This window comes from Waterburya agarophytonicola KI4 (assembly GCF_020640915.1).
Taxonomy (GTDB): domain Bacteria; phylum Cyanobacteriota; class Cyanobacteriia; order Cyanobacteriales; family Xenococcaceae; genus Waterburya; species Waterburya agarophytonicola.
In genome coordinates, this window is sequence record NZ_JADWDC010000025.1 from 12,480 (window position 1) to 27,286 (window position 14,807).

Consider the following 14,807-nt stretch of genomic DNA (forward strand, 5'->3'; position numbering starts at 1 on the left):
CTGCCTAAGATAAACCAGTATTCATCCCTTGTTTGCCCGTATCCAAAGTGACAGAAATAATTTTTCCGCCCATTTTCTGGATGCGTTGCTGTTCGCGAAACCAGTTATCGTAAGGGACGAGTTTTTCAAAGTAAGTATTCTGCAATTCTCTTTGAGTGCGAATTCTAGTCTGACTAGGGACACAAGCCTTTACCCTAAACATACGCATGAGATAAGTTCTCCTTATTTAATAAAAAAAAGTTTAATTTTCCTGTTGTAAATTGCGGGACAGCTTGTTGCGTGGGTTCAATACTTGCAGCCAAGGCTCTCTCGCATTAAAAGTGCTATCAAGATTGCGATCTACAAAAAATCTTTGGCTATTTTGTGCTTTACTCTTGTTTGAGAATATATGAAACAGCCTTAAAACACCAAAATTCGGGAGTCAGGAGTCAATACTAGATCGTCTAAACTTATTTTTCTTTCGCGCTCGAAAAATTAAGCTTTATTAGAACTAGCACTCACTCTAGACTTCCCGAATCTGTACGTTTACTATTTCAAGATAAACCCAGGATACTAAAAGACTTAGCTTAATCCAGAGCAGACATAGTCAAAATAAACGCCCATTTCTTTACCAGCATCAGCACCAACTAAGCTAGCAGTAACTTCTTTCATAGCTTGGATAGCTTGAACTGTAGAAGCAACAGGAACTCCTAAAGAGTTGTAAGTTTCTTTCAATCCGTTAAGTACGCGCTCGTCTAGAATGGAAGGATCTCCAGCTAGCATTGCATAAGTAGAATAACGAAGATAGTAGTCTAAGTCACGGATACAAGCGGCATAGCGACGAGTAGTATACATATTACCGCCAGGACGAGTAACATCAGAATATAGCAAGGATTTTGCTACTGCTTCTTTAACGATGCTCGCTGCGTTAGCACTAATTACGCTTGCTGCACGAACTCTTAGTTGACCAGTTTGAAAATAGTTTTTTAGCTTATCCATAGCAGCACCATCGAGGTATCTGCCTTGAACGTCAGCTGAATTAATTACAGAGGTAATTGCGTCTTGCATAGTTTTGTTTCCTTATCTTACCTAGTCTTAAATGTTTAACACTGATAAGTTAGTGTATTTTTTGAAAAAGTTTGTTCCTGATATATGAGCAGTGAAGTACGGTTAAATACTACTGCATAGCTCCGATAACATAATCGAAGTAAGAAGCAGCTTCTGTAGTGTCTTCAGCAGACATCATGGAAGTAGCTACACTTTTCATTTCGCGGATGCTTTGAGCAATAGCACCTACATCAGTACCAAGAGAGTTGTACATCTCTTTAGCACCAACTAGACCAATTTCTTCAATTGGAGTTACATCACCAGCCACTACACCGTAAGTGATTAGGCGTAGGTAGTAGTCCATGTCACGAAGACAAGTTGCAGTCATTTCTTCGCCGTAAGCGTTTCCGCCAGGAGAAACAACATCAGGACGTTTTTGGAACAATTGATCGCCAGCTTGTTTAACAATACGCTCGCGAGACTCAGTTAAAGTTTGAGCGATGCGTAGACGGCTTTCACCACTTGTAACAAAAGACTTAATTCTATCTAACTCGCCAGGGCTCAAGTAGCGAGCCTCTGCGTCAGCATTCACGATGGATTTCGTGACAATACTCATCGATGGATTCCTCCCAATGATTATGAAATCAAATTAATAAACAAAACTATCACCAAAAAAAGCTGATAGTGTTAGTTGAACGAGATTTACAGCAACCTATTAGATCCGTCAACATTAACGCCGAAGCGATTTGTTGAAGCTGATCTAAACAAGGTTCTTTAACTTAACTAGGTTCTAAAATATAAAATCTATGTTTTGCTGCTGTTGTTCAAACTCTACTAGGTACATAGATTACTCTGTTTTGTTACCCAGTTTTCAACTTTTAGCTACAAATTAGTATCGCAGCTTGCTCTAACTAAATGTGTAAAAGTAGCCACTGCCTTAACAAACTTTTACATAAAGTCAATACTTATTAACAAGTACTGCTTCACACTAACTTTTGCTTTTAAAATGCCCAAAAGCAAACAATATTGCTTGTCTTAAGAAGCTTGTTTTTTTATTGGAGTGATATTCCAACCTAATTATCATCTGATACTTTGTTGCAGTTGATTGCCCCCTCTTAACAGAATTTAATGTTCCAACCTACTGCGGGAACATAGATTTTTCGATAGACAAGAAGCAATCAATACTACAAGATAGCTTAACTAAAATTAATGTTAAGTCGCACCAAGAATATCGATCGCTACTTGAGTATCAGTATCTAAATCTCAACCAATTTAGAACTATACATTCAACTTCGTTGGTTCAAAGCTGGGAATAACAATACTGTCATTCTGCTTAGTTAATTGGTTGTAAAGCTTTTCTGTGTTGGGGAAATTAGCCGCAGGAAGAGTGGGGAAACGACGGAAAGGAACTGTATCCTCGCCGAATACCTGGATATATTCCATGCTACTAACCATTGCACCAATGAAGGCTTTAAGCCCTTGAGAAGCAAGAATTTTGTTGTATTTCTGAATTTCCCTTTGGTTTAATGGCGCGCGTCCCAAGAAGTGTTTTGTACCCAATTCGATCGCTTTAGTATTGGGGTAAGGAGTATAGAATTCCTTGAGATATAGGCTAGAACAACCCAATCCTTCAATAAATTCTTTTACAGTAATTTCCGCGTTAGTTAGTTTGCTCTCTAGAACTGCAAACTGGGTTTGCACCACATAAGGGTCAATATCCCGTTCAAATATCTGACGGTACGCTGCTTTAATAGCATTTTTAACTGCTACCTTATCAGCATTCCCAGTGAGTTTGAATACTTTGTTTTGTTGACGCTGTATGGTGACGCCTTGAGCGATTTTCTGTTCTACTTCAGGAGCAGTACGCAGACTACTAACTTGACCCAACTCTACAAACCGAGGAGTTGCACTACTTTCAACTTTTGCTCCAATACCGTCTTCAATTGAACCAGGACGAGCTTTGCGTAGCTGTAGCCCCGCAGGAGTAAGATAGCGTTCGTAAGGAACAGTATCTTCGCCAAAAGCTTCAGAATATTCATTACTATCGAGTATCGAATCTACAAGGGCATAGAAGCCTTTTTTGGAGCAAATATCGAAGTACTTATTGATCTCCTGACGACCGTAAGTAGGACGACCTAGCAAACGACGATGAATATATTCAACCGCTTTGACTACGTATAAAGATGTCCAATATAGATTACGGAAGGTATCAGATTTAGCTAAAATTCTGACAAACTCGCGTACGGGAATATCACCATTCTCCAGCTTGATTTCTGCTACTTTTAGTTCTTGACCTTGATAAACATCACGACCAAATACTTGACGGTAACAAGCACGAATTACAGCCTGAGTCGAGTTTTCGGAAAACTTAACGCTTCCACCATTACTAGAACCAGGAAGTTCGTTATTGAGACGGAATACCTTCGCCCCTAAAGTGCCAGGAAATTCTCCTCTAGCACCAGGATTACTATTCTGGTTTTTAATACCCGCGCCGCGATGAATTAACAAACGTTTGGTATCTTTGTTAAAAGGTGCGGGACTGCTGCTGGGATTGCGAGTTTCTTTGGCAAAAATCGCCCCAAACTGAATCTCTAGAGGATCGTTTCCAGAACCATATACGTGCTGATCTGGTAAAGGGCGGTCGTAACGGGCAAAGGTTGTGACGAACTGAGGTACTTTGCGGAAAGGCGCGCTGTAGTTTAAGAGGTCTTGCTGCATTCCCCAGTTGCGACATTCTTGAGCTTCTTGACCAAAGCCTCGGAGGTAAGGAACGGTTTCTTCACCAAAGTAGTCTGCATATTCTTGAGAATCGACAAGAGCATCAACTAGTCCTGCTAATCCTTTTGCAGAAACTATCGAGAAGTAGTCTTGAACTTCTTCGCGAGAAGAAGGACCTCGACCGAGAATATGACGGAAAGCCAGTTCTAAAGCACGACTATTGATAAACGGCTCGAAGAACTGTTTGCGATATAACTCGGACTTACAGATGCGACGAACAAATTCCTTCATGGAAATATCGCCATTTTTTACCTGAGATTCTAAGTAAGAAATAGACTGACCGTAAGCACGAGTAATATCTCTTTCAAAGATTTGTCGGTAGGCTGCTTTGATTACCGATCGCTTTTCTAGGGTAGATAAACCACTCTTCATCACAAATTTAGGTCTTCTCTCAGCAGCATTAAAATAGCTCTGGGGAAGTTCCAAACCTTGGACATCGGAAGAGGGACGTTGACGTACTTTTGTCGCAGGAGTAGGGGCTTTAAATTCAGCAATAGCTACATCAAAGTATTGAGTAACGATCTCTGCTGAAGCTTGGTCTTTGCGGAAATAGTCTCTAGATGCTGCACGCATTTCTTGCAACGCTACAATCGTTGCTGCACTGCTACAAGCTCTTTCGATAATTTCTCTCAAACCTCGGATATTAACTACCAAAATGTTAGGGTCGCCTGCGACGATCGCATAGCTAATATACCGTAAGAACCATGCCATATCTCGCAAAGATTTCTGCATATTAGCAGGTCCATATTGAGATACATTAATTGGTCTAAATCCCGCAGGAACAGGGCCAGAACCTCCTGCAAACAGGGATTTGAAAGCACCAAAAATGCTACCACCGCTATTGCTATCTTCTTTTTGCTCTACTACTAGCTCTTGAGGAACCCCCGTGTTACCACTGGGAGTAGCCATTGCCATTTCTTCTACCGCAGGAGGTTTTTCCAAGTATGACATTGGAGAACCACCAGTAAAAATGCGATTTGCTGCCCGTGAGACAATTATATCCGCATTGTTGGTAATGGTTTGAGCGATGTTTAAACGTTGAAAACCAGATTTATAATATGCTGTTAATTCTTTAAGTTCACCTCCTTCTAAGAAGCGGTCTTGCTGTTCTGCTTGCAAGATTGTAGACACCGCTACTGTCTGATAGAGTTGAGGACGGGCTAATGAACTGCCACCACTTGCCGTTACACTCATGTTTAATTTATTAGATTATTTTACTTATAGTTCAGCTTTTAGATTAAAACGTTTCGCGCTTTATCAGGGGATTTATTAAGAACTATGTATTAAGATGATGACGAAAAGGGCAGGGAGCGCAACATAACTAGACAATCATCAAAAACTTTATCTAGAGGTATTTTGCCCTTTTTGCTCTATGGCTTAGACCTGACTTTACTTCTTTACTGGTAAATTGAATTTGTTAATTTTTGTTAAAAATACTGATAATAGGGATTTATTTGAGTTTGTCTAGTTCATTGTTGATTAATTTAACTGTCTTATTCGACAAGCCTACAGGTATTGCTACTTATGCTCGAAATACATTCAAGAGCTTTTCTAGTCTCAATCCAACTTTATTGTCTTCACAAAAATTAGGCAATTTCTTTCACTATGCTGTCCCTGATGATATGACTCCCGCCCAAGGTAGTCGAGGACATTTTAAAAGGTTATTGTGGACGCAATTTAAACTGCCTCAGATCTACCAGAAGTTAAAAGCAAATCTGATTTATTCCCCCATACCAGAAGCACCCCTGTATAATGAGTGTCGCTATGTGGTGATGTGTCACGATCTAATTCCGTTGCGTTTTCCTCGTGCAACTTCTCCTTTGACTAATTATTTTCGTTATGTTGTTCCTCAAGTTCTAAAACAAGCAAAACATATTATCTGTAATTCTGAGGCTACGGCTAAAGATATTGTAGATTTTTATGGGATTAATTCTGATAAGATTACGCCAATTTTATTGGGATACGATCGCGATAATTTCTATCCTCGAAAAGAATCATTCTTTAAGATTGAAAATCCCTATTTTTTATATCTTGGTCGTCAAGATACCTATAAAAACTTAAAGGGTTTAATTAATGCTTTTGCTGCCATACCTAATAAAGAATATTATCTAGCGATCGCAGGTTCTAAAGACCTCCGTTTTACACCCAAGTTAGAACAACAAATCAAAGAATTAAAGTTAGAAGATCGAGTTGTCTTGCTTGACTATTTAGACTATCAAGAATTACCTATAGTTATGAGTAAGGCGATCGCTTTAGTATTCCCTACTTTTTGGGAAGGTTTTGGACTTCCCGTATTAGAAGCAATGGCTTGTGGAACTCCTGTAATCACTTCTAATTTAGCTTCTTTGCCCGAAATAACAGGTGATGCAGCAATTTTAATCGATCCTTATAATACTGCTGCTATTACTTCGGCGATGATAGAAATCGGACGAGATGGAACAATGCGATCGCAATTGAGCCAATGGGGAATTCAACAAGCACAAAACTTTAGTTGGCATCAAACAGGTGCCGCTACCAAAGAGGTTTTAGAAAGATATATTTAGGATTTTTTAAGCTATTTACTGTTTTTGAGAGCGAATAAAACTAGTAAAAGCTGTAATCAATTCTGGATTGCGCCAGCCTTTTGTTGTCTCTTCCATAATAATTTTTAAAGCTTCAGTGGAATTATAGGCTTTTTTGTGGGGGCGATCGCTTGTTAAAGCATCATAAATATCAATTATTTGAAATATTTGGGCTAAATAGGGAATATCAGTGCCAGATAAGCCATCGGGATATCCCGTACCATCCCAACGTTCATGATGGTGACGAATAATAGGTAATACTCCACTACGATTCCGTAATGGCTGACAAATTTCCTCTCCAATCAAAACGTGCTGTCTAATTAATTCTTTTTCTGCTGCGGTTAACTCTCCTGCTTTGAGCATGACGGCATCGGGAATTGCGATCGTACCGATATCATGGAGATGAGCAGCAAAGCCGAGGTCGTCAATTTCCTTCGCAGTCAAACCAAGATACTCGGCAAAAGACTTAACCAAAGAAGCTACGCGAACGCTACCGCCACTATTAACCGAACGGTTATCCACTGCTTTGGCGATGGTAAATAGTACCTGTTCTGTTTGATCTAAGCCATCATTGAGACGTTTTTGGTTAATTAAAGATTTTACCCTGGTAGACAACTCAATTCTATTGAGAGGCTTGAGTAAAATATCATCTCCACCAGCTTCCATAACTTTGATCCGATACTCTCGACTATCTGAAAGGGCTGTCAAGACGATGGGTATGTTAGCGGTGCGGTAATCTTTTTTTAGTTGCCGACAAAAAGCAAAGCTATCAAAGCCAAGCATTATTGCATCCAGGAGAATTAAATCTGGTTGTTGTTTATTTATGCTATCGAGAATTGCTAACTTGTTATTTGCTTCTATTACGTCGTAACCATCTAATGACAAAAGATCGATTGCGGTCATACGACTATGAGGATTATCATCAACGATCAAAATTTTAGCTGCTGTAAAATTAGAATTATTGCTCATCTTAGAACTTCCAATCGTCGCTAAAGGAAACTCGCCAACTTTTTTCATTATTTTTTTGCTATTGAAGATTTTTAATAAAATAGCCAACGGAATCTTAAGTCTATTTTTGAGACTCTCAATTTATCAAGAGTTCTGATTAAAAATAGATGTTCCGTCGATCCCAGCCTAGCTCGGATTTTTCAATCGGATGACAAAATTGACATAAAATTTTTTAAATTGCCACTAATTAATATTATGAATGTTAATTTTTTTTTTGAGATCGGGCATAATACGGAGTTTATGGGTTAATTTTGCCAATTACATGGTTGCGAGAAACTATACTTAAATAAATTTACGGCAATTGAAAAGTTAAATATGTGACCGCAACCAGCGTTTTCGCCACCCAGAAGTAGATTGCAAATTGCTTTGTTGTTGCTCTTGTTGTCTTCGATTGACTATTTCTTCTGATGACGAACACAAATTGCGATCGCGATAGGGAATTGCAGCGCGAGTTGTTAAATGTTCCTGTTCTTTTTGAGGTAGGGGTGGTGATTTTTTATACTCAAAGCTAGCCAGAGTGCCAGGAGACTTTCGACCAACACCTGTTATAGAACTAATATTCAATTCATTTGCAAGTAACGCAGTGCGTATTGCAGCAGAACAAGAATAAGTAGCTAATCTCCCTGTAGGATAAAGACATTTGGCTAGCAGACTAATAAATTCGACTGTCCATAATTGAGGACATTTCGGGGGAGAAAAAGGATCTAAAAAAATAGCGTCCGCTTGCCAACTCTTGTTGACTACCGATTTAATTGTTTGTCTAGCATCACCTAATATTAGTTCTGCTGTTAAAAATTCTTCTCTAACTAAAGATTTATTTCCCAATTGAGATAGCAAATCTGGGATAGGCGATCGCCATTGCCCTAAAAGATTATGAGCGATCGCTTGACGAGGAACATCGACCGATATCTCTAAAGCAATTAACTCTACTTTACATTTTGGATTGACCGACCAAATAGTCTCTAATGCTGCTGCGCTGTTATAACCCAAGCCGTAACAAACATCTAGTAAGCGGATAGTAGATTGTTTCCTTGCTAATTGTTTAATCCCACAGGGTTCAATATATCTAACCTCAGCTTCTTGTTTTGCCCCAAAAGAGGAATGAAATGCTTCTTGAAACTCTTCTGAATAAAAAGTATACGAACCATCTTCTGTAGGTTGGGGAACAAATTGATTATGTTTATCCATAAAATAGCTATGGGTGAGGAAAAAAGGTGTGGGAGTTAAAAAATAAAATTACTTAATACTTATTACTTAAACAGTCCGAAAACTAATTTTTGCCACCGTAAATTTCGCCCACCCCCTTTATCTTTTTATCTTTTTTAAAATGCCCACCCTGCAATTGATCGCTAGGAACTTCTAAGCCAACGCAGCAATAGAAACCTTGGCTGCAATTTGTTCAGCGATCGCAATTAAGGCTTTTGCCGATGCAGAATCGGGATCGGCAACTACAATAGGAATCCCATTATCTCCTCCTTCCCGTAAAGCGATTTCTAGAGGTACGCAGCCTAACATCGGAATTTGCAATTCTTCTGCTGTTCTCGTCCCCCCACCCGAACCGAATAAATCGTAGCTTTTATCGGGCATATCGGGGGGAATAAAATAACTCATGTTTTCTACAATTCCCAACACATTGACCCCAAGTTGCTGGAACATTTTTAAGCCACGACGAGCATCAATTAAAGATACAGTTTGCGGTGTGGTGACAATTACCGCCCCTGCCATGGGTACAGCTTGCGCCATGGTTAATTGAGCATCCCCCGTACCTGGAGGCATATCTACCACTAAATAATCTAGTTCGCCCCATTCCACCTGATAAAGAAATTGACGAATAATGCCGTTTAGCATTGGACCGCGCCAGATTACAGGCTGATCGGGGTCGATCAGAAATGCCATCGAAACTAATTTAACACCGTGATTAAAGGCAGGTTCTAAGATTTCCCCTTCACTACCTTGTTTGACTGCAATTTTAGCATCGGACAAACCAAACATATTAGGAGCATTAGGTCCATAAATATCCGCATCTAACAATCCTACTTTAGAACCTTTCGCAGCTAAAGCCACAGCTACATTAGCTGCCACAGAACTTTTACCGACACCACCTTTACCACTGGAAATAGCAATAATATTTTTAATACCAGGGATAGAAGTGCGATCGGGAAGAGATTTTTGTTGAGGGGTTTCGGCGGTTACTTCTACATCCACACTTTCTACCCCAGGGAGCTTTTTGACCGCAGTTTGACAATCTTCGACAATAAATTCTCTAAGAGGACAAGAAGGGGTGGTCAAAACCAAAGTGAAGCTGACTTTTCCCTCATCCACTGCCACATTGCGAATCATGTTTAACTCAACCAGACTTTTTTGTAATTCTGGGTCTTGTACGGGACGTAAAATCTCTAAAACCGATTTGGTATCCAACATTAAATTAATTCTCCTTTTAGCCGTTAGCTCTTAGCTTCTATCAAAACCAAGTATTCTTACTTACTCTTAAATTATCAGCCTAAATGGTTCTGCCAAACAACAGTTGGTTTAAAAACGACAATCAAACTTAATTCCTATTTCCCTAAATTGTTGGGTTTTTACTCCAAATTATAGAGTTCAGAAATGACTCTAAAACGATAAAATAGACTCGTTAGTAGCAAACAATCATTAAACTAAGGACTATCTAGAAATGCTTTCTTCCCTAGTAGCTGACTTTCGCATCATCTTTGAACGCGACCCTGCTGCCCGTAATTGGCTAGAGGTTTTAGTTTGCTATCCAGGTTTACAGGCTCTTTTCTTGCATCGTTTTGCCCATTGGCTATACAAAGTGGGCATTCCTTTTGTACCTCGTTTTATTTCCCATCTAGCTCGCTTTTTGACTGGTATTGAGATTCACCCAGGAGCGCAGATTGGTAAAGGAGTATTTATCGACCACGGTATGGGAGTCGTAATTGGTGAAACTGCAATTGTCGGAGACTATTCTTTAATTTATCAAGGAGTTACTTTAGGGGGAACGGGGAAAGAATTGGGTAAACGTCACCCAACTTTAGGCGAAAATGTAGTCATCGGTGGCGGTGCCAAAGTTTTAGGTAATATTCAAATTGGTAATAATGTTCGTATTGGTGCGGGTTCGGTAGTACTCAAAGATGTTCCTTCTAACTGCACTGTAGTTGGTATTCCTGGAAGAATTGTTTACCGTTCGGGAGTTAAGGTAGACCCCTTAGAACATGGAAATTTACCCGATTCGGAAGCCGCAGTTATCCGAACTTTAGTCGATCGCATTGAATCTTTAGAACAAGAAGTAAAACAACTCAGACATTCTCAATTTAAAAATAAGTCTTTAGTTGCAGCAGTGCTATCCGACAAGGAAGTTGAAGATTGTTTGGAGAAAAAAAACAGTTGTCTACTACGAGACAAAGAAATAAGAGAGTTTCTGGGTGAAAGCAATTTTTAGTAGTTTCACAGAAAATCTAATAATATTTTCTCTATTCACATTATCGACAAATTTTAAAATTAGAACTATGAAACTAAATTTTAAGCATTTACCATCATCTACATTAATTAACTTTTCTCTTATTGCGATCGCCTTACTAGCGACTATTTCTTTATGGGTCAAGCCCGCTTGGAGTGCTGACTATAACAAGCAAGTATGGACTGATGCAGATTTTTCCCACCAAGATTTAACCGATGCTAGTTTTGACCATACCAATCTTCGCGGTAGCGATCTTAGTTTTTCTAAAGCTGTGGGAGTCCGTTTTTTTGGTGCGAATATGTCGAGAACCAATCTTGAAGGAGCAGATCTGCGCTATGCCAGTTTAGAATCTACTCGTCTAACTCGTGCCAATTTGACCGATGCGGTATTGGAAGGGGCATATTTAACTAATGCGATGTTGCAGGAATCTACCATTACTGGAGCAGATTTTACCGATGTCTTGATCGATCCGACTACAGAAAAAGCTCTATGTGAAAGAGCCAGCGGGACTAACCCCACTACAGGTAGAAATACTAAAGATACTTTGTACTGTCCTTAGATAGTGCGATCGATGTATTCGTTTTTTAGATCGAAACATAAAAAAATACTTAAAAAAATTAACTTAAAAAATTAAGTTTTAAATCCTCATATTGTAATAAAATTTACCTTTTTTCAGAGGTTTAGCAGATACAATTCAATGTATGAAAAACACCAATATAGAATCAACTATCTTACGTGCAGTTTGGTCTTCTGTGGAGGCAATTAATAAAAATACCCTACTGCAATTAAACGATACCGACTTAACTTATCGAGTCATCAGACAAGTAGAGAAAGCTTCAATTTTGAGTTCTGAGGATCATCAATCTTTAATAGACTATATTAAATCGAGAGCTTGGTTAATTAGAGATATTGCTGATTCTCAAATTTAATTGCCAGTAAGGGATGGTAGCAAAAAAATTCATAAATCAGGCAAAGATGTCACAATATACATAATAAAAAATAGATCTTTGTGACAAGAAGTCCAATTTATAGAACAGCTTGTGAATTCAATCGCTTCCACTTCAGAGTTTAATCTACAAGAATTATTTCCGTTTGAACTAGACGAATTTCAAAAACAGGCGATCGCAGCCTTGTCAGCAGGAAAATCTGTTGTAATTTGCGCTCCTACTGGTTCGGGCAAGACTTTAATTGGTGAGTATGCTATCTATCGAGCTTTAAATCATGGCAAGCGAGTTTTTTACACCACACCCCTCAAAGCTCTTTCTAACCAAAAATTTAGAGATTTTCAGGAACAATTTGGCGAGGGAAATGCTAAAAGAATTGGCTTATTGACGGGGGACACGATTATCAATCCCAATGCGGATGTGGTAATTATGACCACAGAGATTTTTCGGAATATGCTTTATGAGACTCCCATCGGACAGTTAGGAACTTCCCTAGAAGATGTTGAAGCGGTAGTATTGGATGAGTGTCACTATATCAGTAATCGCTATCGCGGTACTGTATGGGAAGAGTCAATTATTTATTGTCCGCCCCAAATACAATTAGTGGCTCTTTCGGCAACTATCGGCAATCCTCAAGAATTAACTGATTGGATCGCTAAAGTTCGTAATTCTAATTCAGATAGAGATCGCACGTATGAATGCGAATTAATCAATTCTGATTTTCGCCCCGTACCTCTACGCTATTATTTTTGCGATCGCAAAGGAATCCATCGTCTTTTAAATCAAGATGAAACCCAAATTAGCCCCAAGCTAAAGGCATCTTCTCCCCGCAAAGGTCAAAAAGCCAAACGACTGAAGGTCAAAGACTGTCCCAAAATCTATCAGGTGGTGCAGCAGCTACAGGCAAAAGATATGCTACCTGCGATCTATATTATCTTTAGCCGTCGGGGTTGTGATAAGGCAGTTGATACTATAGACGCCTTGGATTTAGTTACCCAAGAAGAAGGTTTGAAAATTGAGAGTATATTGCTTTATTTCTTCTTGAGTAACAATATGGAATTGCAAAATGCACTATTAGAGCATTTTTCTGATTCTAATGCAAAGCTAGCCGATCTCTTGCGAAATTATCTAGCAAATAATGATCATGGGGAAACTCATTTAGCCAACTATCTAACTACTAACCCCAATCAAAAATATTTACTGTGGCAGTTTTTATGCGATCGCTCTCAAATAGGGAGAATCGATCAGATCGAACCCTTGATGCGAGGTATTGCTTCTCACCATGCAGGATTATTACCAGCTTGGAAAGAATTAGTCGAAAGACTGTTTGAATTAGGACTGGTTAAAGTTGTCTTTGCTACGGCTACTCTGGCAGCAGGGATCAATATGCCCGCTCGTACTACGATAATGTCAGCATTATCTAAGCGTACCGATGGGGGACATAGTATGTTGAGTCCTTCAGAATTTTTACAAATATCGGGTAGGGCTGGTAGAAGAGGAAAAGATAAAGTCGGTCATGTGGTAACTATTCAAACGCCCTTTGAAGGAGCAAAAGAAGCAGCTTTCTTGGCAACTTCCTCTGCCGAACCCTTGAGAAGTTGGTTTACCCCTTCCTATGGCATGGTGCTAAATTTACTGCAAAAATATAGCCTGTCCGAGGTCAAAGAGTTACTCGAACGCAGCTTTGCCGAATATCTCTCCCAGAAAAGACTCGCTCCCGAACAAACAGCGATCGCCGAAATAACTACAGATTTAGCTAAACTAGATGTGGCATTGGCTGCGGTTTCTCCTGGGCAACTAGCTAGCTATCAAAAGCTCAAGGAAAGAGCAAAGGAAGAACAAAGGCTGCTAGAAATTCTGCAACAGCAAGCAGAAGTTACCCGTAAGAACCAGATTAAGCCTTTAATTTCTCAAATTGAGCCAGGAAGAATTGTGGGGCTAAAAGGCAAACACATTCGGGTAAATTCTCCCCTAGCAGCGGTATTAGTAGAGAAGATTCCAGGTTCGGGTAAAGCTTCCGATTTATTGTGTTTAGGGGCGGATAATTATTGGTATATTGCAGCCAATGCCGATATTAGCGAAATTAATCAAGGAACTTTCAGCCAGTTAGAAATAGCCGATCTGGAAATTCCCGCTTTAGATAATTTAAAACTGGGAAAGTGGCGTAAAGGTGACGAAGCAACGGCGATCGCAATCAAACAAATTGCCAATTATTTAATTCCACCTGTTCCTCCTCAGGAAATAACCGAACAACAGCAAAGACTAGATGAGGTTAACAAACAAATTGACGAGCATCCCGTACAACAGGTAAACAATCCCAATCGTTTGCTGAAAAAACACAACAAGCGTCTGCAACTACGGGAGAAACTCCATAAAACTCAAATAAAATATCAAAAGCAAAAATCCAACCAATCTTATTATTGGTCAGAGTTTCTGAATCTAATCAGTGTTCTGCAAGAATTTGACGCTTTAGACGAATATAACCCCACCTTTTTGGGACAAGCAGCAGCCACAATTAGAGGTGATAACGAGTTATGGCTAGCTTTAATCTTTGTATCAGGAGAACTAGAATATTTAGAACCCCATCACCTAGCAGCTACCGTCTGCGCTTTGATTACCGAAACTCCTCGCGCTGATGTTTGGTGTGATTTTCCTCCTCCAAAAGAAGTCTTAGAAGTATTGGGAGTCAAAAAACGCGGTGCTGAGGCTGAAGATAGCAACAATTCTTTTTCGATCCGTGAAATTAGAACTCGTTTATTTCAAGTACAACGTCGTCATGGAGTTGGCTTACCTGTATGGCGGGAATACGAACTAGTTGGTTTGTGCGAACAGTGGGCGTTAGGCATGGATTGGAACGAACTTTGTGAAAGTGTTAGTTTGGCAGAAGGGGATATTGTCAGAATGCTGCGTCGTACTGTGGATGTTTTGTCACAAATTCCTCAAATTCCCAATATTTCCTCAACCTTATCTAATAATGCTAGGGATGCGGGGGCAATGATGAAGCGTTTTCCAATTTAGTTTTCCAATTTAGTTAAA

12 protein-coding genes are annotated in these 14,807 nt (G+C 39.5%); 5 read left to right on the forward strand and 7 right to left on the reverse strand.

The genetic code is table 11. The features are described from left to right. Nucleotides 1-4 precede the first annotated feature (4 nt). The 4 genes from I4641_RS11445 to I4641_RS11460 form a co-directional block, all read right to left on the reverse strand. Nucleotides 5-208: a phycobilisome linker polypeptide gene (locus I4641_RS11445; RefSeq protein ID WP_229640658.1), complete on the reverse strand. Its 204-nt coding sequence runs from the start codon at nucleotides 206-208 to the stop codon at nucleotides 5-7. A 353-nt stretch (nucleotides 209-561) separates the two neighbouring features. Beyond that, the gene (gene apcB / locus I4641_RS11450; protein WP_229640659.1) at nucleotides 562-1,047 is read right to left on the reverse strand and encodes an allophycocyanin subunit beta; all 486 of its coding nucleotides are present in this window, start codon (nucleotides 1,045-1,047) and stop codon (nucleotides 562-564) included. 109 nt (nucleotides 1,048-1,156) lie between these two features. Continuing rightward, nucleotides 1,157-1,642 (reverse strand): allophycocyanin subunit alpha, encoded by a 486-nt coding sequence (gene apcA, locus I4641_RS11455; RefSeq protein ID WP_229640660.1) that lies wholly within the window; start codon nucleotides 1,640-1,642, stop codon nucleotides 1,157-1,159. 662 nt (nucleotides 1,643-2,304) lie between these two features. Next, the gene (locus I4641_RS11460) at nucleotides 2,305-4,998 is read right to left on the reverse strand and encodes a phycobilisome rod-core linker polypeptide (RefSeq protein ID WP_229640661.1); all 2,694 of its coding nucleotides are present in this window, start codon (nucleotides 4,996-4,998) and stop codon (nucleotides 2,305-2,307) included. Between the two features lie 266 nt (nucleotides 4,999-5,264). Between I4641_RS11460 and I4641_RS11465 the strand changes: the two genes are divergently transcribed. Next, complete coding sequence (locus I4641_RS11465; RefSeq protein WP_229640662.1) at nucleotides 5,265-6,347, forward strand: glycosyltransferase family 4 protein; 1,083 nt, start codon at nucleotides 5,265-5,267, stop codon at nucleotides 6,345-6,347. Nucleotides 6,348-6,362: 15 nt separating this feature from the next. On the opposite strand, the gene I4641_RS11470 is transcribed toward I4641_RS11465, so the two are convergent. The 3 genes from I4641_RS11470 to I4641_RS11480 form a co-directional block, all read right to left on the reverse strand. Then, nucleotides 6,363-7,382 carry an HD-GYP domain-containing protein gene (locus I4641_RS11470; RefSeq protein ID WP_229640663.1) on the reverse strand — a complete coding sequence of 340 codons (1,020 nt, stop codon included), beginning with the start codon at nucleotides 7,380-7,382 and terminating at the stop codon, nucleotides 6,363-6,365. Between the two features lie 300 nt (nucleotides 7,383-7,682). Beyond that, nucleotides 7,683-8,561, reverse strand: a complete 879-nt coding sequence (locus I4641_RS11475; RefSeq protein ID WP_229640664.1) for a tRNA (5-methylaminomethyl-2-thiouridine)(34)-methyltransferase MnmD — start codon at nucleotides 8,559-8,561, stop codon at nucleotides 7,683-7,685. 171 nt (nucleotides 8,562-8,732) lie between these two features. Continuing rightward, a complete protein-coding gene (locus I4641_RS11480) occupies nucleotides 8,733-9,794 on the reverse strand; it encodes an Mrp/NBP35 family ATP-binding protein (protein ID WP_229640665.1) in 1,062 nt (353 codons plus the stop codon). Between the two features lie 250 nt (nucleotides 9,795-10,044). Between I4641_RS11480 and cysE the strand changes: the two genes are divergently transcribed. The 4 genes from cysE (at nucleotide 10,045) to I4641_RS24160 (ending at nucleotide 14,789) form a co-directional block, all read left to right on the forward strand. Beyond that, nucleotides 10,045-10,809, forward strand: a complete 765-nt coding sequence (gene cysE / locus I4641_RS11485; RefSeq protein WP_229640666.1) for a serine O-acetyltransferase — start codon at nucleotides 10,045-10,047, stop codon at nucleotides 10,807-10,809. Between the two features lie 67 nt (nucleotides 10,810-10,876). Next, nucleotides 10,877-11,386 carry a pentapeptide repeat-containing protein gene (locus I4641_RS11490; protein WP_229640667.1) on the forward strand — a complete coding sequence of 170 codons (510 nt, stop codon included), beginning with the start codon at nucleotides 10,877-10,879 and terminating at the stop codon, nucleotides 11,384-11,386. Between the two features lie 142 nt (nucleotides 11,387-11,528). Beyond that, a complete protein-coding gene (locus tag I4641_RS11495; protein WP_229640668.1) occupies nucleotides 11,529-11,756 on the forward strand; it encodes a hypothetical protein in 228 nt (75 codons plus the stop codon). Between the two features lie 111 nt (nucleotides 11,757-11,867). After that, nucleotides 11,868-14,789, forward strand: coding sequence for a DEAD/DEAH box helicase (locus tag I4641_RS24160; protein WP_229640669.1), 2,922 nt, complete (start codon nucleotides 11,868-11,870; stop codon nucleotides 14,787-14,789). Nucleotides 14,790-14,807 lie beyond the last annotated feature (18 nt).

What these genes read in the sequence shown, in the direction of transcription:
- I4641_RS11445 (WP_229640658.1), bottom strand. Translation starts at nt 208, where the DNA reads ATGCGTATGTTTAGGGTAAAGGCTTGTGTCCCTAGTCAGACTAGAATT.
- apcB (WP_229640659.1), bottom strand. Translation starts at nt 1,047, where the DNA reads ATGCAAGACGCAATTACCTCTGTAATTAATTCAGCTGACGTTCAAGGC.
- apcA (WP_229640660.1), bottom strand. Translation starts at nt 1,642, where the DNA reads ATGAGTATTGTCACGAAATCCATCGTGAATGCTGACGCAGAGGCTCGC.
- I4641_RS11460 (WP_229640661.1), bottom strand. Translation starts at nt 4,998, where the DNA reads ATGAGTGTAACGGCAAGTGGTGGCAGTTCATTAGCCCGTCCTCAACTC.
- I4641_RS11470 (WP_229640663.1), bottom strand. Translation starts at nt 7,382, where the DNA reads ATGAAAAAAGTTGGCGAGTTTCCTTTAGCGACGATTGGAAGTTCTAAG.
- I4641_RS11475 (WP_229640664.1), bottom strand. Translation starts at nt 8,561, where the DNA reads ATGGATAAACATAATCAATTTGTTCCCCAACCTACAGAAGATGGTTCG.
- I4641_RS11480 (WP_229640665.1), bottom strand. Translation starts at nt 9,794, where the DNA reads ATGTTGGATACCAAATCGGTTTTAGAGATTTTACGTCCCGTACAAGAC.
- cysE (WP_229640666.1), top strand. Translation starts at nt 10,045, where the DNA reads ATGCTTTCTTCCCTAGTAGCTGACTTTCGCATCATCTTTGAACGCGAC.
- I4641_RS11490 (WP_229640667.1), top strand. Translation starts at nt 10,877, where the DNA reads ATGAAACTAAATTTTAAGCATTTACCATCATCTACATTAATTAACTTT.
- I4641_RS11495 (WP_229640668.1), top strand. Translation starts at nt 11,529, where the DNA reads ATGAAAAACACCAATATAGAATCAACTATCTTACGTGCAGTTTGGTCT.